This window comes from Pseudomonas sp. B16120 (genome assembly GCF_044218845.1).
Taxonomy (GTDB): domain Bacteria; phylum Pseudomonadota; class Gammaproteobacteria; order Pseudomonadales; family Pseudomonadaceae; genus Aquipseudomonas; species Aquipseudomonas paracarnis.
In genome coordinates this window covers 1878470-1904715 of record NZ_CP162588.1, presented here as the reverse complement: position 1 = coordinate 1904715, position 26246 = coordinate 1878470, and the positions used below count along the sequence as shown (strand labels likewise).

General features: G+C 48.0%; 23 protein-coding genes. All 23 read right to left on the bottom strand.

Annotated elements, in window-relative coordinates:
• Positions 1-251: 251 nt before the first annotated feature.
• Complete coding sequence (locus AB4P90_RS09075; protein WP_201915426.1) at positions 252-584, bottom strand: ComEA family DNA-binding protein; 333 nt, start codon at positions 582-584, stop codon at positions 252-254.
• Between the two features lie 113 nt (positions 585-697).
• Positions 698-2692 carry a nucleoside-diphosphate sugar epimerase/dehydratase gene (locus AB4P90_RS09070; RefSeq protein WP_201915674.1) on the bottom strand — a complete coding sequence of 665 codons (1995 nt, stop codon included), beginning with the start codon at positions 2690-2692 and terminating at the stop codon, positions 698-700.
• A gap of 173 nt (positions 2693-2865) precedes the next feature.
• Positions 2866-4044, bottom strand: coding sequence for a DegT/DnrJ/EryC1/StrS aminotransferase family protein (locus tag AB4P90_RS09065; protein WP_201915428.1), 1179 nt, complete (start codon positions 4042-4044; stop codon positions 2866-2868).
• Between the two features lie 108 nt (positions 4045-4152).
• A complete protein-coding gene (locus AB4P90_RS09060; RefSeq protein WP_201915430.1) occupies positions 4153-4770 on the bottom strand; it encodes an acetyltransferase in 618 nt (205 codons plus the stop codon).
• Positions 4770-5363: a sugar transferase gene (locus tag AB4P90_RS09055; RefSeq protein WP_201915431.1), complete on the bottom strand. Its 594-nt coding sequence runs from the start codon at positions 5361-5363 to the stop codon at positions 4770-4772. The genes AB4P90_RS09060 and AB4P90_RS09055 overlap by 1 nt, the downstream gene beginning before the upstream one ends.
• 141 nt (positions 5364-5504) lie before the next feature.
• The gene (locus AB4P90_RS09050; protein WP_004577240.1) at positions 5505-6467 is read right to left on the bottom strand and encodes an IS30-like element ISPpu17 family transposase; all 963 of its coding nucleotides are present in this window, start codon (positions 6465-6467) and stop codon (positions 5505-5507) included.
• 83 nt (positions 6468-6550) lie between these two features.
• A complete protein-coding gene (locus AB4P90_RS09045) occupies positions 6551-7717 on the bottom strand; it encodes a glycosyltransferase family 4 protein (RefSeq protein WP_395605822.1) in 1167 nt (388 codons plus the stop codon).
• A gap of 4 nt (positions 7718-7721) precedes the next feature.
• Complete coding sequence (gene wecB / locus AB4P90_RS09040) at positions 7722-8852, bottom strand: non-hydrolyzing UDP-N-acetylglucosamine 2-epimerase (RefSeq protein ID WP_395605821.1); 1131 nt, start codon at positions 8850-8852, stop codon at positions 7722-7724.
• A 22-nt stretch (positions 8853-8874) separates the two neighbouring features.
• Positions 8875-9993 (bottom strand): capsular polysaccharide biosynthesis protein CapF, encoded by a 1119-nt coding sequence (locus tag AB4P90_RS09035; RefSeq protein WP_201915434.1) that lies wholly within the window; start codon positions 9991-9993, stop codon positions 8875-8877.
• 2 nt (positions 9994-9995) lie between these two features.
• Entirely contained in the window at positions 9996-11030 is a 1035-nt protein-coding gene (locus tag AB4P90_RS09030) for a polysaccharide biosynthesis protein (protein WP_201915435.1), read from the bottom strand.
• 30 nt (positions 11031-11060) lie between these two features.
• Entirely contained in the window at positions 11061-11795 is a 735-nt protein-coding gene (locus AB4P90_RS09025) for an AglZ/HisF2 family acetamidino modification protein (protein WP_236598472.1), read from the bottom strand.
• Between the two features lie 49 nt (positions 11796-11844).
• The gene (gene hisH, locus AB4P90_RS09020) at positions 11845-12459 is read right to left on the bottom strand and encodes an imidazole glycerol phosphate synthase subunit HisH (RefSeq protein ID WP_201915438.1); all 615 of its coding nucleotides are present in this window, start codon (positions 12457-12459) and stop codon (positions 11845-11847) included.
• Positions 12456-13559, bottom strand: coding sequence for an N-acetyl sugar amidotransferase (locus AB4P90_RS09015; RefSeq protein WP_236598473.1), 1104 nt, complete (start codon positions 13557-13559; stop codon positions 12456-12458). The genes hisH and AB4P90_RS09015 overlap by 4 nt, the downstream gene beginning before the upstream one ends.
• 81 nt (positions 13560-13640) lie before the next feature.
• Positions 13641-14858, bottom strand: coding sequence for a glycosyltransferase family 4 protein (locus tag AB4P90_RS09010; protein ID WP_201915441.1), 1218 nt, complete (start codon positions 14856-14858; stop codon positions 13641-13643).
• 26 nt (positions 14859-14884) lie between these two features.
• On the bottom strand, positions 14885-16069 hold the full coding sequence (locus AB4P90_RS09005; protein ID WP_201915442.1) for a hypothetical protein: 1185 nt from the start codon (positions 16067-16069) through the stop codon (positions 14885-14887).
• Between the two features lie 23 nt (positions 16070-16092).
• Positions 16093-17457 carry a polysaccharide deacetylase family protein gene (locus AB4P90_RS09000; RefSeq protein WP_395605820.1) on the bottom strand — a complete coding sequence of 455 codons (1365 nt, stop codon included), beginning with the start codon at positions 17455-17457 and terminating at the stop codon, positions 16093-16095.
• A complete protein-coding gene (locus AB4P90_RS08995) occupies positions 17451-18413 on the bottom strand; it encodes a GNAT family N-acetyltransferase (protein WP_395605819.1) in 963 nt (320 codons plus the stop codon). The genes AB4P90_RS09000 and AB4P90_RS08995 overlap by 7 nt, the downstream gene beginning before the upstream one ends.
• 330 nt (positions 18414-18743) lie before the next feature.
• Entirely contained in the window at positions 18744-20000 is a 1257-nt protein-coding gene (locus AB4P90_RS08990; RefSeq protein ID WP_201915445.1) for a lipopolysaccharide biosynthesis protein, read from the bottom strand.
• A gap of 1 nt (position 20001) precedes the next feature.
• Positions 20002-21099 (bottom strand): DegT/DnrJ/EryC1/StrS aminotransferase family protein, encoded by a 1098-nt coding sequence (locus tag AB4P90_RS08985; protein WP_201915446.1) that lies wholly within the window; start codon positions 21097-21099, stop codon positions 20002-20004.
• Positions 21092-21685, bottom strand: coding sequence for an acyltransferase (locus tag AB4P90_RS08980; protein ID WP_201915448.1), 594 nt, complete (start codon positions 21683-21685; stop codon positions 21092-21094). The genes AB4P90_RS08985 and AB4P90_RS08980 overlap by 8 nt, the downstream gene beginning before the upstream one ends.
• A gap of 14 nt (positions 21686-21699) precedes the next feature.
• Complete coding sequence (locus AB4P90_RS08975) at positions 21700-23586, bottom strand: acyltransferase family protein (RefSeq protein WP_395605818.1); 1887 nt, start codon at positions 23584-23586, stop codon at positions 21700-21702.
• 71 nt (positions 23587-23657) lie between these two features.
• Complete coding sequence (locus tag AB4P90_RS08970; RefSeq protein WP_201915449.1) at positions 23658-24608, bottom strand: Gfo/Idh/MocA family protein; 951 nt, start codon at positions 24606-24608, stop codon at positions 23658-23660.
• 82 nt (positions 24609-24690) lie between these two features.
• The gene (gene wbpA / locus AB4P90_RS08965) at positions 24691-26004 is read right to left on the bottom strand and encodes a UDP-N-acetyl-D-glucosamine 6-dehydrogenase (RefSeq protein ID WP_201915451.1); all 1314 of its coding nucleotides are present in this window, start codon (positions 26002-26004) and stop codon (positions 24691-24693) included.
• Between the last annotated feature and the right edge of the window lie 242 nt (positions 26005-26246).

The following is a 26246-nucleotide window of genomic DNA, read 5'->3' as shown; positions in this document are numbered from 1 at the left end:
GGCCAGATGAGAGCGGACTGGGTGGCCGGATGGCGTGGAATCCGCAGCACAGCATCCGGAGTCAGGTGTGGTATTGAATGTGGGAGTTATGGCATGTTTATAACAAACAAAGCGTGATGTTGATGTCGGCGTTAGCGGGGCATTGACCAGAAGTGTGGAGAGTCCGCAATCAACCACACGTATCATGGCCGTAGCGCGAGCGTTTGCCGGATAAAGGAAAGACCGATCAATGACCGGCCTCTCGTGCATCCTCAGTTAACAACTAGCCTGCCACGATTCTTTTCCAAAAGTGCCTTGCCGATGCCCTTTACTTCCAGTAACTCATCCACCCCTGTGAATGGGCCGTTGCTCTCGCGATAGGCGACGATTGCCTTCGCCTTGGAAGCGCCGATACCGAACAGATCACGGCGCAGGGTTTCGGCGTCGGCGGCGTTGAGGTTGACCTTGGTGGATTGCTCGGTCTTGGTCATCTGGGTGGAGATCGGGGTTGGAGGCTCTGGCTTGATGGACGGCGCAGCGGTGGTGGCGACGGAGAGGCTGGTGAGGAAGGCGAAGATGAGGGATGAAATGTAGAGGTTTTGCATTGGTGACGCTCCATGACATCGGTAAGAGAAAAAAGCAGCTTTTCCGAAGCTGCTTTTCTACGTTAGGCGATGGGTGGAGGGCGTCAAAAATTGGTGAGTAACAGGGTGTTAATTCATGGTTCCAGACGGCGTTGCTGGTAGATCCAGTCGACGATTTCGCCATCGGGAGAATAGCCGCTGACGGTGTCGCGCAGCAGCTGGCGGACACGGGTATAGTCGTCTTCATCCACCGCAGCAAGCAACTCAGTGAGCTTGCCTTTGAGCGCTTCCCATGAAAGATGATCTTCGTTGGCACTCATGATCATTGGGTGCTGAGTGGCGACAACGTTGTCACCAATCAACAGCTCTTCGTAAAGCTTTTCACCGGGACGCAGGCCAGAGAACTCGATGGCAATATCACCGTGGGGATTCTTCTCAGAACGAACACTCAGACCAGAAAGATGAATCATTTTTTCGGCCAGCTCGACAATCTTCACCGGCTCGCCCATGTCCAGCACGAATACATCCCCCCCCAAGCCCATAGAGCCTGCCTGGATTACCAACTGGGCCGCTTCAGGAATCGTCATGAAGTAACGGGTGATCTTGGGATGAGTGACCGTCAGCGGGCCACCAGACTTGATCTGCTTGTGAAAGAGCGGAATCACTGAGCCGGAGGAACCCAGTACATTGCCAAAACGAACCATCGTAAAACGGGTTTTGTTGACGCGAGAGATGTTCGACTTATCACCGAACAGTACTGGAGCCGGTTCACGACTGAGCGCTTGTAGGGTCAATTCAGCCAAACGCTTGGTACTGCCCATGACATTAGTTGGGCGTACCGCTTTGTCGGTGGAGATCAAAACAAAGTTGGACACGCCAACCTGAAGCGCAGCCTGGGCGGTATTAAGCGTACCGATCACATTGTTCAGCACGCCTTCGGCAATGTTGTGCTCCACCATCGGCACGTGTTTATAAGCTGCGGCATGGTAAACAGTGTCTACGCGCCAAGTTTTCATGACGTCTACCAATTTTGACTGGTTACGCACCGACCCGAGGATCGGTAATAACTTAACTGGCAGCGACTCACGAATAACACGTTGCTCAAGCTCCGAAAGGATGCTGTACAGATTGAATTCGCTGTGTTCGAACAACAGCAGCGTCGTTGGACGCAAGGCGAGAATCTGGCGGCAAAGCTCTGAGCCGATCGATCCCCCCGCACCGGTTACTAGGACATTTTGCCCCTTGATACAGTGCTCCAGAAGATCGGCCTGGGCAGGTACTGCATCGCGGCCCAGCAGGTCTGCGATATCGACTTCCTGGATATCGTCTACTTTGACACGACCACTGGCCAAGTCCATAAAACCTGGAACGCTTCGCACGTGGAGCGGAAAGCCTTCAAGAAAACCGAGGATTTCACGGCGGCGGCCACGGTTGGAGGATGGTATCGCAAGCAGGATTTCTTGAGCACCGGTGGCGTCAATCATGCGTTGTATATGCTTGGGTTTGTAGACTTGCAAGCCAGAAATGACACGATCCGCAATACTGGTGTCGTCGTCGATAAACGCTACCGGCCGCATAACCCTGCCCATGCGCAAAGCCGCAACCAATTGGTTACCCGCAGCCCCTGCTCCATAAATCGCAACACGTGGGAGACCATCGTCACGACTGGTAAACGGCACATGTTGCGAGGCCGCGAACCAGTCGCCCAAGAAATACTGACGCATCGCCAGACGCAAACCACCGACCATGATCAGGCTCAACCACCAGTAGTTGAAGATAATGGAGCGTGGAACCACGTTCTGATGGTTGCTGTACCAATAAACGACAACGCCGAGAATCAGCGAAGAAAGACTCACAGCTTTGATAATGGCGACAAGCGCATCGTTTCCGAAGTAACGCATGACAGCACGGTACATTCCAAAACGAATGAAAAGAGGAATTGCGACCACTGGGGCAGTCAGAAACAACCATGGGTGCTGAATAACGGGGTTGACCATCTCGTCAATACCCAAGCGCACCACAAAAGCCATCCACAGCGCAAACCACACCAGTACGACGTCTGTAGAAACCTGTATCAGACGCTTCTGACGGCGCGGTAACCCCAGCAATAACGCTCTTAACTTCTCCATAAGCCCTTCAACCACCTCGTACTGCTCCTGCAACTTACATTATCAGTGTGACAACCAAAACCAACGTACTCGTCGATAATGTCACTACTTGATTTAGACGCTCAATGAGCATCGCCGCTTCTGAAACTGAAAAAGCGAGCCAAGCCCGCCTCCTCAATAAACCGCGTACAAACTCAATCCGCAGCCGCCAAACTCATAACTTCAGTGAGCACGGCACAGGTTTTATCAATTTCGGAAGCCTCCAACGTCGGATGCACAAGAAACATAAGGCTGTTTTCTCCCATCTCTTTAGCAACAGGGAGCCTGTTCGCAGGACGCCATCCTGTGTTGTCGAATGCCTTTTCCAAATACACCTCGGAACATGAACCCGAGTAGCACGGCACACCACGCACGTTGATCTCGGTCAGCAGACGATCACGGCTCCAGTCCGGTTTCAACTGCGCAGGTTCGACGAAAACGTAGCATTTGTAGGCTGCATGGACTGTATCTTCAGGAACAGCAGGAACTCGAATACCCCTCAAACCCTGGGCACAGTTCCAAATACGGCGTGCGTTGGCTAAACGGCTGGCTTGCCACTTAGGCATGCGGCGCAATTGAATGCGACCAATAACGCCCTGTGCCTCAAGCATACGCCAGTTGGTACCAAATCCCTCGTGAACCCAGCGGAATCCTGGCGGATGCTCGCGCTCATACACTGCTTCCCAGCTCTTGCCGTGATCCTTGAAGGCCCACATTTTCAGCCAAAGGGAACGGTCATTGGTTGTCACCATGCCACCCTCGCCGCCGGTGGTCATGATTTTATCCTGACAGAACGACCATGCGCCGATGTGGCCGATAGCACCTACTGGACGACCTTTGTAAACGGCGCCATGGGCCTGAGCACAGTCTTCAATCACTTTCAGGTCATGCGCTTCAGCCAGCGCCATGATCGGATCCATGTCACACGGCCAGCCGGCCAAGTGAACGCAAATAACTGCCTTGGTACGTGGGGTGACGACAGCAGAAATGGTGTCGGCGGTAACGTTTTGCGAGTCGCGATCAACATCGGCAAATACCGGGACCGCACCCGCGTTAACAATACTGGATACCGAAGCGAGGAACGTACGCGAAGTGACGATAACCTCGTCGCCGGAACCAATTCCCAATGCCTGCAGTGCCAGATCAAGCGCCACAGTACCGTTTGCCAGCGCAATGGCATATTCAGTACCTGACCAGGCAGCAAACTCTTTTTCAAATTCGCGGCATTCCTTGCCAGTCCAATAGTTCACCTTATTGGAAAGGATGACATCGCGTACCGCGTCGGCTTCTTCGGTCGTAAAAGAAGGCCAAGGAGAAAAGGGTGTATTCAGCACAACACAGTACCCATAAATTTCGATGAAAAAAGTAAGGAGCGCAGTAAGCGTCCGTTCGTCTGCCGCAATTACTCATGACCGGCCGAATTCAACACATTGAACGCGTGCTTAACGTGGCCTGGCCGGTACACCAACGACTGTCCGCGCGTCAGCAACATCGCTGACCACAGCAGCACCGGCTCCCACTGTCACGTGAGCGCCGATTTGTATAGATTGCCTGACGCAGGCACCGATGCCGATCCAACTCATGCTACCAACCTGCACTGTGCCTGCCAGTCTTGCCCCAGGGCTGACATGGACAGCGTCCCCAAGCGCGCAGTCGTGATCAATACTACACCCAGTATTGAGAATCGCACCTAAACCGATATGCGCACCGGCGTTCACCACTACGCCAGCGAAGACCACCGATCCCGCCCCTATAGCCGCGTGACGACTGATCGTTGCATTTGGGTGGATCAGCGAAACCAGCTGCGCCCCTGCCTTCGCAAGTTCCATCAGCTTTGCATAGCGCACCGTATTGTTGCCGATAGCAACGACGACACCCTCATAATCACTGGTACGACTTAGCAAGGTCGAGGTATCGCCAGCAATGCGCCAGCAACCGTTCGTCTGACGTCCCGACCAGCCGTCTTCAAAGAACTCTACAACGTCCCAACCGCAACACTCTGCCGTATCAGCAACAACCTTACCGTGCCCTCCGGCGCCGACAATCGCCAAGCGCCTCACTATCGACCCCCTGTGAACTTCGACATCGTCGCCTCACCATCAGCGCTGATGCCTTCGCGAATGAGCACTTTTTTCAAGGTCAGGAAAACAATCTTTAAATCCAGCCAAATACTTCGGTTATCGACATACCACACGTCGAGTTTAAATTTATCTTCCCAACTCAACGCATTACGCCCATTGACTTGCGCCCAGCCAGTTACGCCTGGGCGAACTTCATGACGTCGATATTGTTGCTCGCTATAAAGCGGCAGGTACTCCATTAGTAGCGGGCGCGGCCCAACCAAACTCATCTCACCTTTTAAAACATTCCATAAGCCCGGAAGCTCATCCAAACTGCTTGAGCGCAGGAACGCCCCAAATGCAGTCATGCGTTCGGAGTCAGGGAGTGGATTGCCATGGACATCACAGGCATCTTTCATTGTGCGAAACTTGATCATTTCAAAGGGTTTACCATGCAACCCTGGGCGCACCTGGCGAAAAAGTACGGGAGTGCCCAGCTTACGGCGGACCTGCCAAGCAACAATGGCAATGACCGGCAAAAGCAACACCAGTCCAAAGAATGATGCAACTATATCAAACAACCGCTTAAGCATTTAGCAATCCCGCATTCAGTCCAGAATATTGACACTTTAACTTGTATTGCTGTCACTGACCATGCTTCCCAGCCAGTCGCCTGAATACAACCGCAAAACTCTCTACGCCCTTGCGCAAAGATAAGTTGGCGCGGCCTGAATTCAACACATAAGTGCAACGCTCACCCCTGTATGCACTTCGTACGGCGTCTTCCAGCCCAAGCGCTTGCGCGGGCGTAGATTGATCCTCGCTACTGTCCGATTGACGGCTTCGACGGTCAGCTTGCTGAAGTCGCTGCCCTTGGGGAAATACTGGCGGAGCAGACCGTTGGTGTTTTCATTGGTGCCACGTTGCCAGGATGAATAGGGGTCTGCAAAAAAGACCTGGCACTGGCTCCGTAGCGCGATGCGTTCATGCCCGGCAAACTCCCTTCCGTTATCCAGCGTCAGCGTGTGAGCGGCATGGCCCTGAAGCATCAGATTGATCGCCCGCGTTACCTGCCGGCGCGTTCTGCGCTTGACCGGATAGGCGCTCAGATAGCCGCTTTTGCGATCAACCAGGGTCACCAGGTTACCGCCCAGTCCATGTACCGTATCGCCCTCCCAGTCCCCCAGGCGCTCGCGGCTTTCGACCTCGGCTGGGCGTTCACTGATTGACACGCGATTACGCAGCTGCCCGCGCCGATCGTGGCTTCCATAGCGTTTCCGGTAGCGCTTTCGGCGATGTCGCAGATAGGTATAAAGCTCACCACCGGCGCGCTGTTCGGCGGCAATGAACCGATAAATCCACTCATGGCTGACCGCCCGGCTTGGCTGCTCCTGCTTCAACCGCTGGGCGATCTGCTCCGGACTCATGCCATGCTTGAGCCACACCGGGAGATGATGGCTGAGCCATGTCGCCGGCTTGCAAAACTTGCGCGCACCCGCTCGACGAGCATCACTTTCATGGGCCGCAGAAACAGCCTTGTAGATATTCTGGGTGCTGTTGCGGCGAACCTCGCGACTGATCGTCGAGGGATGCACGCCGACCCGCTTTGCAATGCTCGCCTGGCTCTCTGCGGCGCTCAAGCCAGCCTCAATCTGGTAACGTTGTCCCTGAGTCAGCTGCCGGTAATGCGTAGTCATCTGCGCTTGAATCCTTCGGTGTGAGAGCCTGGATTCTACCGGTGGCTGGCTCTCTGCCTCTCGTTTCAAGCGTTGCGCTTATTCTATGAATTCAGGCGGTAAAAATCACGCCCCTTTTCAGACATCGCCGTGCGCTCTGCAGGTGTTGCGTCCATCAATTTATCGACTGCCGCAACCAAGGAATTCGGAGTCTGTGATTCCGCAACATAGCCACACCCACTTTGAGTGACAAGATCTGCCGCATCACCATCTACGCCCATTAGCAACGGCTTGCCTACCGCCATGTAAGCCTGAGTCTTGGAGGGTATCGTGATGGTAAACAAAGGGTCTTTCTTAAGGTGGACCAGCAACGCATCCGCGCTGCTTAAATAGTCACCAACCTGCGCCATGGACACCGCAGGAAGGAACACCACATTCCTCAGCCCCTCAGCGCTAGCCCTCTGCTCCAGCCTCTGGACCTCCACACCGCCACCCAGAAATACAAACACCATAGATTTCTCGCGTGCCTGCAGGATTTTGGCTGCGTCGAGCACTGAGTCTAGGGCCTGGGCTTTACCCATATTCCCGGCAAAAAGAACACGAAAGCGCGACGCGTCCGGAAACCCATTCGGAATCTCATTTGTACTCGCCGTAATCTGATCTTCCGCGCACCAGTTATAAATAACCTCAATCTTGTTTTCAGGCACGTCACGCTCTATCAGTAAACGTTTGAAGCCCGGTGACAAGACCACCAGTTGATCAACATGCCGATAGACCCAATTACAAACTTTTGAAACGACGCTCAATGCCTTTTCATTTGAAAACATCCCGGTTGCCCGCAACGTGTCAGGCCACATATCCTGAATGTCGTAGACTACCGGCACACGGCGAAAAAAACGGATGAAAATCGCAGCAATACCCACTGTCAAAGGCGGATGATAGGCGTAGATCACATCCGGGCGTTTTGCGCCGAACAAGCCGTAGAGCAAGCCTGTTGCTGCGAAGCTTATATAGTTTGCGACCCTGCCCAAACCACTTTGACCATGGCTAGGGTATAAAGGCAGCCGCGTAATGTTGACTCCATCAATCACTTCTTTTTGAATCAAGCGCATCTTGAAGCCAGGATAGATTTTACCGCCTGGGTAGTTTGGAAATCCGGTAACTACCTCGACATCAAACCCTTGCTTCACTAGCTCTCGAGCAAAAACCAATCCTTTGAATGTGGGCTCCGGATCGAACCACTGAGTCAAAAGCAAAACACGGACTGCCATTTAATTAATACCTTTTCCAGACTACGCGCATAACATAATCGCGGTAGCTGTGAATGATCCGAACCACTTTGGCGGCAACGTTTGGCATGCTGTAGTCCGCCACAAGACGCAAAGTACGGTCAGTTCCCCGCTGCTGGCTCTCGAGCAGATGCAGACCCTGCATCACCCTCTCAACTTCCAGGCCTACCATCATCACCGCAGCCTCTTCCATGCCTTCCGGGCGCTCATGGGCTTCACGCAGGTTCAGAGCAGGGAAGTTGAGAATCGACGACTCCTCATTAATAGTACCGCTGTCAGACAGCGCGGTCTTGGACTCAAGTTGCAGCTTGTTGTAGTCCTTGAAACCCAACGGCTTGAGCAACCGTACATTTTCATGAAATGTTATGCCCAATGCGTCCACACGCTTTTGCGTGCGAGGGTGGGTTGAAACGATCACCGGGTAGCCGAAATGCTCGGCTACCGAGTTCAACACATCCACCAGTTTCAAGAAGTTTTTATCGGAATCGATATTTTCTTCGCGATGCGCGCTGACCACAAAAAACTTGCCGCTTTCCAGGCCCAGGCGTTCCAGGACATCGGACGCTTCGATACCCGGCCGGTAGTACTGGAGCACTTCAAACATCGGACTACCAGTCTTGATGACCATGTCTGGAGACAGACCTTCGCGCAGCAAATAATCGCGCGCAATGGTGCTGTACGTCAGGTTAATGTCCGCAGTGTGGTCAACAATACGGCGGTTGATTTCTTCCGGCACACGCATATCGAAGCAACGGTTACCCGCCTCCATATGGAAAGTCGGAATTTTGCGACGTTTGGCCGGAATAACAGCCATGCAGCTATTGGTATCCCCAAGCACCAATAATGCTTCAGGATTTACCTCTGCCAGCACTCGATCGACGGCAATGATCACATTACCGATTGTTTCCGCGCCGCTGGCACCCGCTGCATTGAGGAAAAAGTCTGGCTTGCGAATGCCCAGGTCATCAAAAAAAATCTGATTAAGCTCATAATCATAATTCTGTCCAGTGTGCACCAAAATATGCTCACAATGCTCATCCAAAGCAGCCATAACGCGCGACAGACGGATAATCTCAGGTCGGGTACCTACAACAGTTACAACTTTCATTTGCTTCATATTCACTCTCCGAGTCTTCCACTCAAGCCTGGGTACCGACCGCCAAGGCGTAAGTATCAGGATGCTCCCGGTCAAAAATTTCATTGGCCCAAAGCATGACTATCATTTCGCCTTCACCTACATTCGTGATGTCGTGCGTCCATCCAGGCACCGTTTCAACAATGACCGGATTCACACCATCAGTGAATAGCTCGTAAAACTCGCCGGAAACGATATGCCTGAACCTGAAACAGGCCTCACCACGGATCACCAGGAACTTTTCAGTTTTGGTATGGTGATAATGACCACCCCGTGTGACACCAGGATGCGCAGTGAAAAACGAAAACTGTCCGGCATCAGGCGTCTTTAGCATTTCCACAAACTCACCACGAGGATCGCCATACTTCGGCACCTCATAGGTAAAGCTCTCCGGAGGCAGATAGCTGAGGTAGGTGGAGTAAAGAGCACGGGGCAAGCCCGTACCCACACGCTCGGTAACCAATGTAACGCGACTGTCGCGGAACGCTTGCAACTGCTGCGAAAGTTCTCCGACTGTAATCTGATACTGCGGTTCCACCTCGCTGAACGGCGTAGGCGCAACCAAACCGTCCATGACCGAAATGAAACTTTTGACTACATCGTCGATGTAGACAAGTGTGATACTCGCGGAAGGATCGTTGATCTGTATGGGTAGGCCACGTGCAATGTTGTGGCAGAACGTCGCGACTGCAGAGTTATAGTTCGGACGCGCCCATTTACCGAAAACGTTGGGTAACCGGAACAAGTACACAGGCGAACCGTGCTCCGAGGCGAGCTTGTGCAACACCTCCTCGGCAGTACGTTTACTTGAACCATAGGCGTTATCATGGGCAGCCTGAGTCGACGAGGTATAGATCAGAGGGATTTTACGGCCACTGGCAATAATCGCGTCTGATAACGCCTGGGTCAGACCAGCATTACCGGTTTTGAACTCTTCAGGATCTTGGGGACGGTTGACACCTGCCAAGTGAAATACAAAATCAACTTGTGCCACCAGTGTAAGCAAATCCTTAGGGTCGTTTTCCCGGGAGAAGCACAAAACCTCTACATCTTTGCGCTCATCTAAGTGGACGGCCAAATTTCTGCCGACAAATCCATTAGAGCCTGTGATAAGAACTTTCATGATCACTCCTCGGGTGTAGCATGCTCGCCGCGTTGAATCGCACGCATGAAGTCGAGCTTGAGCAACAAGCGCTTCATACCTTCGACATCAAGACGCTCAGTGTTGTGCGAGTTGTAATCCTCAGTATGAGAAATTTTTTCCTCGCCCTGCTCGACAAACTTGCTGTAGTTCAAGTCGCGCAGATCGGGAGGAACGCGATAGTAAGCTCCCATATCTTCCGCACACGCCATTTCTTCACGGCTCAGTAGGGCTTCATACAGTTTCTCACCGTGTCGTGTGCCGATAATCTGGATCGGATGCTCAGGTTTGCCAACCATGGCAGTCAACGCCCGTGCTAGCGTTTCCACTGTCGCGGCAGGTGCTTTTTGAACAAACATGTCACCATTGTTGCCATTTTCGAAGGCATACAGAACCAAGTCGACTGCATCAGCCAAGGTCATCATGAAGCGGGTCATATTCGGATCAGTAATCGACAGAGGAACCCCTGCCCGGATCTGATCAACAAACAATGGAATAACAGAACCTCGAGACGCCATAACATTTCCGTAACGCGTCCCGCAAATTACCGTCTTTGCCTCATCCACGTTACGCGACTTCGCAACCATGACTTTTTCCATCATAGCTTTAGAAATACCCATAGCATTGATAGGATAAACGGCTTTATCCGTACTCAAACAAACAACTCGACGGACCTCATTCTGAATAGCCGCTTCAAGGACATTATCTGTGCCGATTACGTTAGTTTTGACAGCCTCCATCGGATGAAATTCACAAGATGGGACTTGCTTCAGCGCTGCAGCATGGAAAATGTAATCTACACCTCGAGTAGCGTTCAGCACACTCTGGTAATCACGAACATCGCCAATATAAAATTTCAACTTGCTACTGGCGTAGCGCTTACGCATATCGTCTTGTTTTTTCTCGTCCCGGCTGAAAATTCGAATTTCAGCGATATCTGTATCGAGAAAACGCTTGAGCACGGCGTTACCAAACGACCCAGTGCCACCCGAAATAAGAAGCTTTTTTCCATTAAACATAATAAGTCCTGAAACTGATACAACTGTCTATTAGTTTGATTGCAAGGCTGAATAGACAACTTCATCCTTTTGCTGATCGCTCGGGTAGCTGATAAGAACGGCTCTGTAGGGTCCTTTAAAAACAAAATAGCTGCCAGCAGCAACACCAACGACGCCACACTCTGCAACGACGTCACGCATATGCTCCAGCGCTCCCCCGCCACCAAGCACAGTCATGGGGATATTGATCGTTTTTCTCAGCTTTGAGGCAAGACCCACATCATAACCTTTCATGCGTCCGTCATGATCGATTGAGTTGATCACGATCTCCCCGGCGCCTAACTGCTGCATTTCCAGCGCAACGTCCAAGACGTTCCGCTTTGTGTTACGAGTGCCATTGTGAGTCCAAACGTCACAGGTTTTGCTGAGAAGTCGGGGCTTGTAATCAAGAACCACAACCACGCTTTGACGACCGATCTCATCTGCAATACGAGTGATCAGCTTAGGGTCCTCAAGCGCAGCAGCACTGATAGCGACCTTTTCGACACCAAGGCTGATAATCGTTTTAGCCTGCTCCGCAGTGCGGATCCCGCCTCCATAACACAAAGGCATACGACACTCTGCGGCCAGATGGGCAATACGTTTGTAGTTGGGCTCGACGCCACAAATTGAGGCATCAATGTCCAAGACAATGAGCTCGTCTGCCTCTTTCTCGTTAAAGATCTTCACCGCGTTTATCGGATCTCCAACGTATTTAGGGTCTTTGAAGCGAACGGTCTTAACCAAACCACCGTCCTGAATCAACAAACATGGAATGATTCTAGGCCTGAGCATCTCAAAATTCCGCGAAGTTTTTCAAAAGAGTTGTACCGAAGTGGTGGCTTTTTTCGGGATGAAACTGAACCCCAAACACGTTCCCTTCAGCAACAGCGCAGATAAAATCTTGCCCATAAGACGCCGAGGCTATGCCTCCTGAGCCTCGTTCACAATCGAAATAGAAGGAGTGCAGAAAATAGAAACGTGCATTCTTTTCCAAACCTTTAAACAGAGGGGACCCGTTGAGCGATTGAACATCATTCCAACCCATATGCGGTAAAGGCAATCGAGCTAACTCTGGGATGGAGGAAAACCCCTTTACTCGGCCAGTGACCCAACCCAGCCCAGGCAAGCTTCCCTCGTCGCTAGCACTGGCAAGGATTTGCATGCCTACACAGATCCCGAGAACGGGCACCTCTTGCTCCTGAACCATACGCTCGAGCGTCGAACGCATGCCAGAAGCATCGAGGCGCTCCATAGCGTGATCAAAGGCGCCTACGCCAGGCAGAATCAAGCGCGTCGCCCCTTCCAAGTCGCTCGCCGTCCTCGCGACTGACACCGGAATATTCAAGCGCCTGTAGACATTAACAAACGCTTGAATATTACCCAACCCATAATCGATGATAGTGATCATCTGAAAAGCCTTCTCTCCAATCCCAGGAAGCTCATTACACGCGAACCGATACCAATGAGGAAGCGTTTATTACGATAGCTGTGATAAGTCGTGTTTTCACCGTCGAAAATAGCTTGTAGCTGCTCAACTGATAGATCAAGTTTATTCGCAACATATTCAAATTCGCCCTTGAGAAACTGCTCGTCCAACTCAGGCTTGGATATGCGCTCAAGCGCTTCCTCACGAGTCATCTGGCCGGTCATTATCAGACTAGAAAAATGTGCGCGACGCTTTTCATAACCAAACTTTCGGGGCATCCAGTAATCTTCATAGAAACGAGTGAATCGTGACTCATGGTGTTTATGCTTAAATTTTTTCCAGCCATACAAGCGTTCCAATGTAGCTTCAGCGTCTTGTTTAATATAGGGAACCAAGTTAAGCGGCTTAACAATTTCCATTCCCAAGATGCGCTGATACAATATCTTGTAAATCAAGATATCAGTCAACGGGAAAGTCTTCAGCTTTCGTTTACCAAAACGCCTATGGATATCTTTGAATAATGTCTTATCAATACCTGGATAACCGCCCCACTCCTCAGGTTCACGGCAGCACTCCGTTGAATAGTTAGCGCCAGTCAGCACGTACTTAATATCGTGTTCTCGAGCAAATTTATAAAGACCGGAAAAAAAAGCAGCATCCTGGGGCAAGTCTTGGTCGGCTATTTGAGAACGAAAGAAAGACGTCTGAAGATCTTTCATTTCCTCCCAATTGATAACATCCGTGTATAAATCCAAGCCAAGTCCATCTACCAGCTTTTCAATATTACTTACCGCCTGGTCAGTATTCCAGCCAGCATCGACATGAAACAATAAAGGCCTTAATCCCATTTTTTCTTTTGCAATATAAGCAGCGTAAGAGCTATCCAATCCACCGCTTAAACCAATAATGCAATCAAAGTCTTTACCTTTACCATTTTCCTTAATTTTTTGTGCGATAGCCATCAGTTCGACTTCGCCCTTTTCGTCAGGGTGCCAATTCGGCGAAATTGCGTCTTTAAAATTGTGACAATAATCACAAACCCCCTGCACATCAAAAGAAATACTTGGGTCGGTAGTATCCATTATGCAAGTTGAGCATATTTTATACTGTTTAGAGCTTCGTACTATTTTCATGTTATACCTATATTCAGCACTTCAAGGTTCTTATAAAGAAGAATTCAATCGCGAGTATACTTCAAATAGCTTTTTGGAGTTAACTACCGGGCTGAAATTCCTGAGCGCAAGCGCATACGACTCCCGCCCCATACGCTCACGATCCGCTGGGTGCGACAACATGAAAAGAATAGCGTCAGCTAGCGCCCGCGGGTCTTTGGCTGGGATTGCTAACCCAGTTATCTGATGACTAAATGTATCTGGTGTCGGATGAGTGACGGCAACAATGCTGGGCACAGAAGAGAAACCCGCCTCAAAAACGGGTCTACCTGGCGCATCAAAATGAGAAGGAAAAAGCAAAACATCTAGGCGATCGTAAACATACTTAATGTTGAGCGTGGCTCCCAGCATATGAAAGCTCTCAGTCAACTGCTCCGACTTCGCAAGTGATTCAATATCACTTCCGGCATTTTGTGCGAAACCGAATTTCTGTAAAAGCCAAGCCTTCAGACCTTTATCATTGGTCGTAATACCGCCAACGATAATAAACTCAACATTTTTATTCAAATTAGAAATCAGCTTCGCCGCATCGAATATTTCAACTATACCTTTAGAATAGTGAATATTGCCAACGAACCCTACTTTGAGAGCCCCAACCGGAATTGATTCGAAGAAATCGACCAATCTCGCTTCCGGAACCGTATCGGCAACAGGAGTAAATGAATTATTAATAATACAAACAGGCATTTCTGGTGAAAGCGTAGCACGCACATTGCCGTCAATCGCAATAACTTCATCGACGTAACGTTCAAAGATTTTATTTATTGCTTGAACACGCAATGAGTGTTTATCTACTCGCGACAATGCCCGCACATGAACAACCAAGTGCGCACCAAATAACCACTTTGCCAAAAGCCCAGGAACAATATAGACAAACTCATTCACATGAATAATATCAAATTTTTTCCATCTTCGCTTTGCCTGCAGCAAGCCTAGCAACATGAATGGAAAGTTAAACAACTCGCGCAATAGTATCAACCAACGTGCGCCGCGATAATAACCGTAACGCGTATTGTCAAACTTCGTCATTCCTCGAACTGTGATGAGGTCCTTCGCCACTTGAGTATAAAATTTCAGCGCAGTACCGCGACTAACAAAAAAATATGGATCTACCTCCCCACTAGGAAGATTTTTAACCGCCTCGAACAAGCTCCGCGAGGCTCCTCCCAATGGACCATCGCCGTCGATGTATAATATCTTAATCGCCATAATCTCCCTCTTCTACTAAAATTTGGTTAATAGTATTTTTTTAGATTTAGCCGAAATACGCAGTACAGGGCTATTGCCACTGGAACCATACTATAAGTGTAAGATTTAGCAAAAATCAGCAAAAACACAGTTACCGCCACTGAAGAAAACGCCTGTATCCAGAACGGTGACCCGTAGTAACGGCGGTATTTCAGCATCAATGAAAAAAATGGTCCTAGTACTAGAACAAGTAACAAAATGAAACCTAGAATGCCATAATCTACCCAAGCCGCCAGAGCACTGTGAGCGTAAGCACCAGGCTCATGACTTGAATAGTCTCCTGTCAATGGATGCTCGGCGATTGTACGCAAGGCATGCATTTGCAAACTCTTTCTGGAATTAAGTGAAAGATCACCTTCCGAAGAAAAAATGGAAAACATCCTGTATCCTGACAGATCAATATTATTTATAAAAAACGCACCAACGACAATCAACGACACCAATAAAAAATAACAAACAACTATAAATCTAGCACCATGTCGACTTAGTTCAACAACAAAAATTATTATAAAAAAAGCAAAGAATTCTGAGCGAGCCCCTATGAAAAGCATTGCTGGCAATGTAACTAGATACAGCACCAGACGCTGATTGGTATTTCGCTCAGGTAGCATCATGATTAATATAACAAGATACACTAGAGCCAACTGCTGATAGTCAAGTTCGAAGACATATCCCTCAAGAACCAAAGCCGGAAGCACAAACGTCCCCGCTGTGGAAAAAATGCATACAAATACAGAATACCCAACAAGAAACAAATACAAGAGATACTTGGATTTCTCTTTGAGTAGTCCGAAGGAAAACATCACGAAGAAAAGCGAGCAGAACCTGATTGCACTCCGAAAGTGATAGTCATTTATTTCTGGATTAACCCCGGAGAAATATCCGTTCATGGACAGTAAGAGCATCATTGCTATGAGCAGGAAAAGCAACTTCACGCAAAACAAATTAAGGCATTTAAAAAAACCAAATCGTCGCACCACTACCCACACAGAAAGAGGAAGTGTTACAACGGCGGCGACAGAAAAATAACTCCCTAACACTGGAGAAATTATTTGAAACTGGGCCAAAGCTTGGTAAATCATAAATACAGGGAACAGCCAAAAAACCGCCTGAAAGGCAGCCCCCCCCGTAATACTCAACGAAAATCTTGGATTCTCTTTTAAATTATTCATTGATAATCAATAATTTCCCGTGATCAGCAAGCAATAACACGTTTATAAATATCGAACTCAGCTGCTTTAGAAAAATGCGAGTTATGCCATAGCAACGTAAAGTTACCCTTAGCTGCACGGCAAGTATCCTTTAGTTCTTTAAACTTCAAGAATGCGTCCTCGGTAGCACCCAACCCCAAATAGTGCTCATCCATAATCGAAACCTCCATCGCCACTAATGGGCGGATTCGAATATTCAACACCCTATACTCTTTTGGATTAAATGCGGGGTATTCGAAACAAGTACCGCATCTAAAGCCTGGTACATCCGCATATCCGAGCGTTGAATCGTATTGCATCCCAGCCGCCTCCCACGCCAATAGCGTTTGTGGGTGCGACCAGCGGAGATAATGCATTCTCCCGCCCCACACACTCTGTGAAATTTCCTCCTCTGCACATACTTTCCGCAATCGTTCAGCTTCTCTGACCAAGGAGGGTAGGTTTAGGTACGTATTATAGCTTGGATGCAAACCTATTTCGTGGCCGCGGAGGTGAATTGATGCCAGCAATTTCCTCATCGCGGGGTGCTCAATTTCATAGTCGCCATCTAGTGCAGGGTCGGTCCTCCCACAAATAAAATAAAACGCACTTGCGATGCCGTATCGTTCCGATACATCCATCAGCCAATCAAATGTATTAGCCGGATCAAGGTGGCTAATTTTAGCTCGGGTGCCTAACTTACAAAATGGAGCACGTAAGAAACCTTTCATATCACGACGTAGCAGATCACCGGTCATTCTTCTGAACAGTTTGAAAAAAGGCGCAAATGCGTAACGTCCTGGCATATCAACGTCATGCGAGACTTTCATCGAAAATTGCTGGGTCTTCAAAACCACGCCTGGCCACTGCAACTCAATAAATTGTCCCAGTATAAATAGCCATTCGTCGACGACTGGCCGGGAAAGATATCCATGTTTCACTGCATGCGAGGATGCGGCCGGGAAACGACCATGACTATCGAGATCATCTCTATCAAGCTCTTCCACCCGGTTTAACATCCAATACACGAGGGCAATAATATTGTAATTTATCCGATAACCGCTTTCAATTTTGTCGAAAAGGCAATTGTTCGCTCTTAGCCCAGGAGCAGGAATAGGACCAGGCAAAAAGCTTGAAACCGGTTCATTTGCTAAGTCAAGTTCGATAAAAGGCACATTGAATTTTCCGTCTCCGAACTCATCCAGATCCGACGCAAACTCTATGGACCCTGCGCGTCCTTCAAGATGCAGAGTAATAGAACCAACCTCATTTTTTCGAATCAACAGCACCAAACCGAAGCGCTCGAAAAGCACACTTTCAATCCAGCGAGTTGAGTCTCCTTTAAATATGCACTCCGCAATGGTTACCATGATTTAAGCCCTCTAATAAAAAAAGCAGTGTCTATGACTTTTGACTTCACTTTAGATATCGAAAAATAGGGGGTCTGATGGGCACCAAATCCTCTAAAGAACCGTTCGACGGGCTCCATCATTGAACCTTCAAAATCAAAAGCCTTCGTAACACTGGAAGAAAATCTAATTGCTTTCCACATGCACAGACTCGTAGCTCCGCTATTCCGAAGTTCCGGATCGCCGCCTCCCATCAAATAGTAAGCGCTATTGCTGTCCCATATGAGATAAATTCCTGCGTGTCGCCTGCCCTGCTCATCGACAGCAATAAATATTTTTCGGCAGCCACGTTCAGCGCAAGCCTGATCAATCTTTCTTACCAGCGTCTCCGAATAAGGCAATCCAATATTTTGACGTTTGAAAACAAGCTTATTCAACTCTAGAAATTCGTCTATGGAAGAATCTTCCTTAACCGTTATTAAGAAACGGCTTTCTGCTTTTTTAATATCCGTACGAATGTTTTGTTGAAGCTCTTCCCAGAGTGCTCTCTCGTCCGTTAAATCATTAATTACATAAGTATATCGAGTTGTCTGCTTGAATCCCTTCCAAAAAAAAGGAAGCCAGTTAGTCTGGCTATAATGCCAATTTTGAGTAAAATATTGATACGCTGGCAGCTGATCGATTAGAGATTCCATCAGGTCTTTTTGCTGGCTCAAAGATTTCGCATATTTAGCATCACTCTTCTTTATCCACGGGCCAAGTGTCTGAGTTAATGATGGCTGTCGAAGCAACGTCATTCCGAATTTTTTTTGTATTACATACGGCATAGAGGCGATTACTTTATTATCTCGCCTAACAATGGCTACGTTCCAATTTTCTTCTCCTGCCACAACATCCAGCCACCAGGCTTGACTGAATATAGGTATATCATCTACCTCATCGCATAGATCCCTGTACACGCTTTTAAAATCTGTCACTTGTATGCCTCCAGCGGGCGAACAAAAGAGTACCGTTCCTTTCGTTCAGCATCTCGCAATGCTGTTCGATTGTTAAAAAAGCAATTTTCTTTCTTTTGACTCCAAAAAAACTTAAATAGCCAGTTGGTAACGAATATTTTTTGCCCCCGAATTTGGGAGGCTAAAGAAAACTGACTCGGCTTTGAGCGCTGTGATTGTCGAATCTGATAATAATTAATCTGGGTGAGTCTTACGCCTTTCAAATTTCGTACAAAGGCGCTTTCTCTCATGATGTAAACAACAAAAAAAATAAATAAATAAATATTATTGATCACACTGTAAAACACAAATCTACCTCCACTTACCACAAGCAAGATTATATGAAATAAGACCATTCACTGCATACATCAGACTATAGAACCCACTAAACCATGAGAGTGCAACTTTAATATCACCATAATATTGGCCAATTAAAAAAGCCAAAGAAAGCAAACTAAACAGTATAGCTTGCCATACAAGATCAAATTTCTGTTTTTGTGCAATCATATACATGGTACTTAAGGGACTAGTTATAAACTGCAAAAAAAACATGGGCGTCAAAATTTGAGAGTACTCTCCAGACAGTCGCCAAGTATCCCCAAACACCAAGACAAATAACTCTGGCGCAAACAATAAAAAAATAGAAAACGGAATTATCGAGATAACTAACAGCCGTAGAAATGAGCTTCTATATATCGATCGACATTGTCCAGTCTTCGCATATTCCCGGCTTGCTTCATGTCTGAATACATCGCCAATGGCACCTGCAACAATAACCATAGGCGCGCCGATCACGCGCTGGATCAAGATATAAAATCCCGCAGAACCTGATCCGAATAGAGCACTTAAGAATAAAACGGGAGACTGGGCAGATGCCGTGTTAAATCCATGCGCCAGAATTAAGTATCGAGGAAAATTTGCATACTTTTTTGCGAGCACTATAATTTTATGCTTGTTAACTCTCAAGCTTTTACGAGGCGTACTGACAAACATCATATAAGCCATGATAAAGGCCGCAGCGACTTGACCTATTATCTGGCCTGTGACCAAGGCTACGCTCCCGGCTTTTAGATACCCACCAACAACATGAATTACCGTCATGCTCGAGCTTTGGAAAATTCGGCTGAGCGCCATCTGCTTATAGCGCCCTTCCCGGTTACACAAATAATTCAGACTTTGGTAGCTAGCCATAAAAAATACACTTATTGGCAACCAATACACCCATTGACTGTCACCGCCCCAGCCAAACATTGATTGAAGGCTACTTTTGAACATCAGGACGCAGACGAATATTCCAATACACGAGACGGCCGCCAACATAACTGACAGCGCGACAAGGTGATAAGCATCACTTTCTTTTTTCGGAACAATAATCGCCATCTCGTAACGTCCAGTTACGACGACAGCGACTATAGACGCTACTGCTAAATATAATGCAAACGCACCGAAGTCTTCAGGGCTATATATTCTTGTCAGTAAGGGACTTACTAACACAGGTATTGCTTGCGCGATCGTCGTTCCGGTCATCAACAGTGCAATGTTTCTTAGAAAATTTTTACCCGTGGACATCTCATAGCCCACTAACGACGGAAAAAAGTTTCTCTACAATTTCGACCTGTACTCTCTCGTGTAGATACGGATGCATTGGTAGACTGAGCACTGAGTCAGCAACTCTGTCTCCAACAGGAAGAGATACCGTCCCATCGGAAAAAGCAGGCTGTTTATTCAACGGCGTAGGATAATGCACTACTGTTGGAATACCCAAATCAGCCAAACGGCCTTGCACGATATCACGCTGCGGCACTAGAACTGTGTATTGCGCATAAACGCTTTCATTGCCAACCGCTATAAAAGGGCGAATTATAGACGACCCGTCTCCAATTAAATTATCGTATTTTACTGCTGCATCATGTCGGAGTTTCACCTCTTCTTCGAAAATTTCCAGCTTCGGCAGGAGAATTGCCGCTTGAAGGGTATCCAGTCGGCTATTGACCCCCACTCGAACATGATGATATCGGCGGCTTTGACCATGTCGTGAAACCTGACGAATAACGTTCGCTAGTTCTTCATCATTGGTGAAAATGGCTCCCCCATCTCCGTAGCAGCCAAGGGGCTTGCTCGGAAAGAAGCTAGTACACGATACAGTCGTCAGATTACACGAACGCCTCCCATTATACGTAGCGCCAAAACTCTGCGCGGCGTCTTCAATTACTGGGATTCCAAATCGTGCAGCAATTTCATTAATTGCATTCATATCGGCACATTGCCCATACAATGACACCGGGATAATAGCTTTGGTTTTGCTTGTAATTGCAGCCTCCAATTTTAGAGGGTCTAGATTGTAGGTAGCCGGATCAATATCGACGTATATCGGCTTGGCACCCAACAGCGCTACCGTTTCTGCCGTGGCAATATACGTAAACCCAGGTGTAATCACTTCGTCGCCAGGTCCGATGTTCAACGCCATTTGTACAATTTGTAGCGCATCTGTGCCGTTCGCACAGGTGATACAATATTTAGCCCCCACAAACGCTGCAAGAGCGTGTTCTAATTCATTCACTTCCGGGCCTAAAATATACTGGCCGTGAGCCATCACCCGAGCGATTGCCGCGTCAATCTTACCCTTGATACGTTTTTGCTGGGTTTTCAAATCAATGAAATCAATCATGTGTCTTTTCCAGTTTGTTAATTTGATTACCCTTAAGAACATACCGTGCCCCGGTGTGAATGCAAATCGCCTCCTCTCCATCACCTTGGAGTGGGAGCTCAAGTTGCTCGCCATACTCGCTCATCCACCCGATCTGGTGAGCAGGTACACCAACCACCAGCGCATAATCAGGTACATTTTTGGTGATCACGGCTCCGGCACCAATAAAAGCAAATTCACCAATTGTCACACCACAAACGATCGTGCAATTGGCACCCAGTGTTGCACCCTTTTTTACAAGGGTGTCACGGTATTCGCTTTTCCGCTCAACGAGGGAGCGCGGATTGTACACATTAGTAAATACCATACTGGGCCCACAAAATACGCCCTCTTCCAACGTTACGTTATCGTAAACTGATACATTGTTTTGAACTTTACAATTATTACCTATTACTACTTTATTACCAACAAATACATTCTGTCCCAATGAAACTCCGTCTCCGATACGCGCCCCCCCACAAACATGTACAAAATGCCAAACTTTTGAAGATTCACCGATCTGGGCGCCCGGATCGACTATAGCGGAGGGGTGTTGATAGTGAGGCATAATTGGTACCTAGATTAGTGATTAGAGGTAAAAATTGGTTTCATAAAAGGAGCAGCAAATAGTCCGTAATCATATGCTCCTCGCTCATTTAAGTGGTGGTTATCCATATAAATTAAGGTGCCAGAATAAAACGGCGCCTCCGCAAAAAAAACACTATGTGAAAAATCCATAAAATCGGCGCCTTTATATTGTCTAACAATTTCAGCTATTTTATTATTGGCTTTTTCCCAGCCTTCATTTTTACTAACTTTAATTGGCAGTCCCAACTCTGAGAATCGCCTGACCCGACGTGGATTAAAATCAAACATAGGTATTTGTGCAAGTACAACTACTCTCACGTTGCGCTTAGTGGTATCTTCCAAAAAATTTGAAAATGCATGTAAAAATTCTGAATTAGAAGCCTGCCACTCCCACATCGCAGCGACTACGATCGTAGTGGCTTGATCGATATACGGCGCAAGTGCCGCTATTTGTGATCGACAATCTGCACGCGAGTACTCGGGTATTCGGTCTACATCAAAGCCGGAGATTGGTACACAATTGCTTGCTGTGATTACTCTCGCAGCCATATTTTCTTGTCTAACTACTGCATCAAAAAAGCCGTTAAGTTGCGCTGCATGGCTATCACCAAGAACAAGTACAGGTATCGCTTCGGTGCGACTTCCGCGTAAGCATTCCCCGATTATCCGACCATGACAAATTGCTTCTGGGCGCGCGTATCTCGTTAACTCTATGGGCAAGGGTTTTTCAATGTGCTCATTGAGCGCTGAACTCCCAACCACGATTAAAGCTAAAACCATTAGCAAGGCGCCTACCCTGATAGGTTTCGCCAAGAGACCAGTGCTATTACGAGTTGGGATCTCTACGCATCGAAAAGACAGCCAAGCTAATAAAAACGTAGTAATTAGAAATACTAACACCCACGCATTGCCCAGCTCGTAACGTTCGGTGTAATAGCGTATGAACGCAAGAACAGGCCAATGCCAAAGATAAAGTGAATAAGAGAGTCCGCCCACCCAAACAAATATATCTGTAGAGAGCAATTTGCTTACCGTGCCTGTTCTAGCGGCGATCAGCAACCCAGTCGCAATACATGGCAGAATCGATAACACACCTGGAAAGTTTTTTTCATCAATGCAAAAGACTAAAAAAGCAAGAAGTATCAGGCCTATCCAACCAACAAAGTTCGAGATACTCATCGACCAATTACGCCCTATTCGAGTAATAGCAACTAACGCTCCTATAAGAAACTCAGGCACTCTCGCAATTAGCGAATAATATATACTAGAGTGACCAACTTGAGTGCGCATACTCCACTCTGCGTAACCAAATAAAGTTACGCACATTACACCCAACATGCAGGTCAGATATTTTCGTGGAGTGAAAAGAATAAGCAATGGAAAGAATAGATAGAATTGCATCTCTATGGCAAGCGACCAAGTATGCAAAAGTGGAAGCTCATATGTTCCAGGCGCAAAATAGCTGCCAAAATCAGAAAAATACTGATTACTATAAAATAAAATTGCGGACTGCAGTGACCCCTTAAAAAAATGAAAGTCACCAGGCAAAAAAAGCAACGCAGAAAAAATACTAACCGCCGCCAACATGACGCCATATGCTGGTACGATACGCTTTGCCCGCCCCCAGTAAAACGCGGGCCAGCTGAACTCAGTTTTCCCATCAATAATTAATGAACAGATTATATATCCCGAAATAACGAAAAAAACATCTACTCCTATAAAACCGCTTGGCAACCACGTTTTAGACGCGTGAAAAAGCATGACAACCAAAACAGCGATAGCTCGCAATCCTTGGACGTCACGTCGAAAAGCAGTTTGGAGCCTCACTGTTGTGCTTACCAAAGCTTTCGCCGGAATTTTGACTGGTTCGTTCAAATTCACCACGCTTGCTCAACTCTCCAACAGCAGACAAGGGATGGGTGTATACGCCCACCCTTGGATGTTACAACAGATCAGCGGAGCAGATCAGCAAGCACCGGATGGCCTTCTCCAACAGTCGGCACGGAAATTTTAGATGCGCGAATAACTTCGACTGTTTCAACACAATGGCGCGCATCTTCAATCCCGTAACCACGTCCAGCCAAAATTTCTTGGTAACTGGTTGTATGAAGATCTGTAAAACCTTCAGAGAACTCCATCTCATCGCCGTCCACGGTAATAGAACGATAAGTTGGTTTTTTTCCTTTTACTGAATCAGGCAAATCATTGCTGTCAATTGACAAGAACCAGCGCACCCTTGCTTTCTCATACTCAAGGTAGCCAGCGGCCTTATGATTACTCGTAAAATGCACAACGTTGCGCTCAAGCTTACCGAAAATGAAGTGCAGCATGTCATAAAAATGCACACCAATATTGGTAGCTACGCCAAATGACTTACGTGGATCTCCCTTCCAGCTTTCCATGTACCACTTACCACGGGAAGTGATATAGGTAAGCTCCACTTCATATTTTTTGTCGTTATGCTCTTTAGCAACTTTTTCCTTTAAGTCTAGAATGGCTTGATGGTGACGTAACTGGAGGATGTTATATACGCGCTTGCCCGTTTCCTGCTCAACGAGCAGGAGTTCGTTAAGAATTTCACTAGTTGGCACCAGTGGTTTTTCGCATATAACATCGCATCCTAGCCGTAGAGCAGCCGCTATGTGAGCATGATGTAAGTAGTTCGGCGAGCAAATTGAAATATAATCAAGGGCAGTTTCAGGATCGCGTTTCAGACGAAACGCATGCTCCTGAAAACGCTCAAATTCGGTAAAGAATTGACTGTCTGGCGACAAACTATCAATGATCCCTACAGAGTCATTAATGTCATAAGCAGAGGCCAACGTATTACCGGTATCCTTGATTGCGCGCATATGACGTGGCGCGATATAACCGGCGGCTCCGATGAGCGCAAATTTTTTCATTTAGTCGATTCCTTTTGAAATGTAAACACTCCAATCACCTCGTATTAGAGTGATTGGAGTGCACGAGGCGCGGTACCTTCAGTCAAGCCTTGATAATGTGTGGCGCCACAGAGCGATACTTACCCCGACTATCAACGATCAGTCGCGAGGAAGATTTAATCAGCTCGTAATCAAATTTGTCATGGTCTGTCGCCAGTACAACCGCATCAAAACTGGCGAGATTTTCACTCGTCAGGACTTCACTGCTCAAGTCGAAATGGTGCTCACGCATTTTTGGAAAAACCGGAACATGTGGGTCGCTGTAGGCGACAAGCCCCCCCTTAGCCTCAAGCAGCTCCATGATTTCGACTGATGGTGATTCACGCATATCATCGACGTTTTTCTTGTAGGCAATACCGAGGATCAGTACCTTGCTGCCCTTCAGGGCTTTGCCACTCTCGTTCAGCCCATCCACTAACTTACTGACGACGTATTCAGGCATAGCTTGGTTTACCTCACCAGAGAGCTCGATAAACCGTGTATGTAATCCGTACTCCCGGGCCTTCCAAGTCAAGTAGAATGGATCGATAGGAATACAGTGCCCCCCCAAACCTGGGCCCGGATAATAGGCGGTGAACCCGAAAGGCTTTGTAGCCGCGGCGTCGACGACCTCAAAAATATCGATACCCATGCGATCAGCAACGACTTTCATCTCGTTGACTAAGCCAATGTTTACGGCGCGATGAATGTTTTCCAATAGCTTGGTCATTTCTGCTGCTTTGGTAGAACTGACAGGCACGACCTGGTCGATTGCCTGTTCATACAGCGCCGTGCCCACTTCCAGACAGGCTGGCGTATCACCACCGATAATTTTTGGAATCGTGCGCGTCTCGAAGTTCGGATTGCCCGGGTCCTCGCGCTCAGGTGAGTAGACAAGAAAAATATCTTGCCCAACAACCAAACCACCTTCCTGAACTCGCGGCAGCAACTCTTCCTCGGTGGTTCCCGGATAAGTTGTGCTCTCCAACGACACGACTTGACCGGCACGCAGGTAGGGCTTGATTGCGTCGGTGGTATCGATTACGAAGCTCATGTCAGGTTCGCGATATTTATTTAAGGGCGTTGGCACACACAGGATCAGCGCATCACACTCTGCAACGCGACTAAAATCCACGGTTGCTTCAAATCCCGAGTCACGGGCCGCCGCAATTTTTGCACCTGGTATGTGCTCGATGTAGCTTTCGCCCGAATTCAACTTTTCGACTTTACTGACGTCGATATCGATGCCAAGCACGCGAAAACCAATCGCGTTGTAACGAAGCATTAACGGCAGGCCCACATAACCAAGACCCACGATCCCGATCAGCGCTTCCTTACTTTTGAACTTGGCGACACTGGCCAGTTTCTGCAGGTGCATCAGTAATACTCCAGATTAAACAAGATGAATTTCGCTGTCATAGGCGGTAGCCGAGCAGCAACTGCAGTCAACGCACACCATGGCTCGTGCGCATCATGAGAGGACGGGTCGCGTCTCCGCAGGCCATGACCTTTCCTAGCGCAATCGGTTTACCCAGGAGCCCAGCAAAGACCTGGCTGGCATACAGCTCCCCTCAGTATCTACCGATGAATTAAATCATAGGTTCGATGGTAAATCCGTAT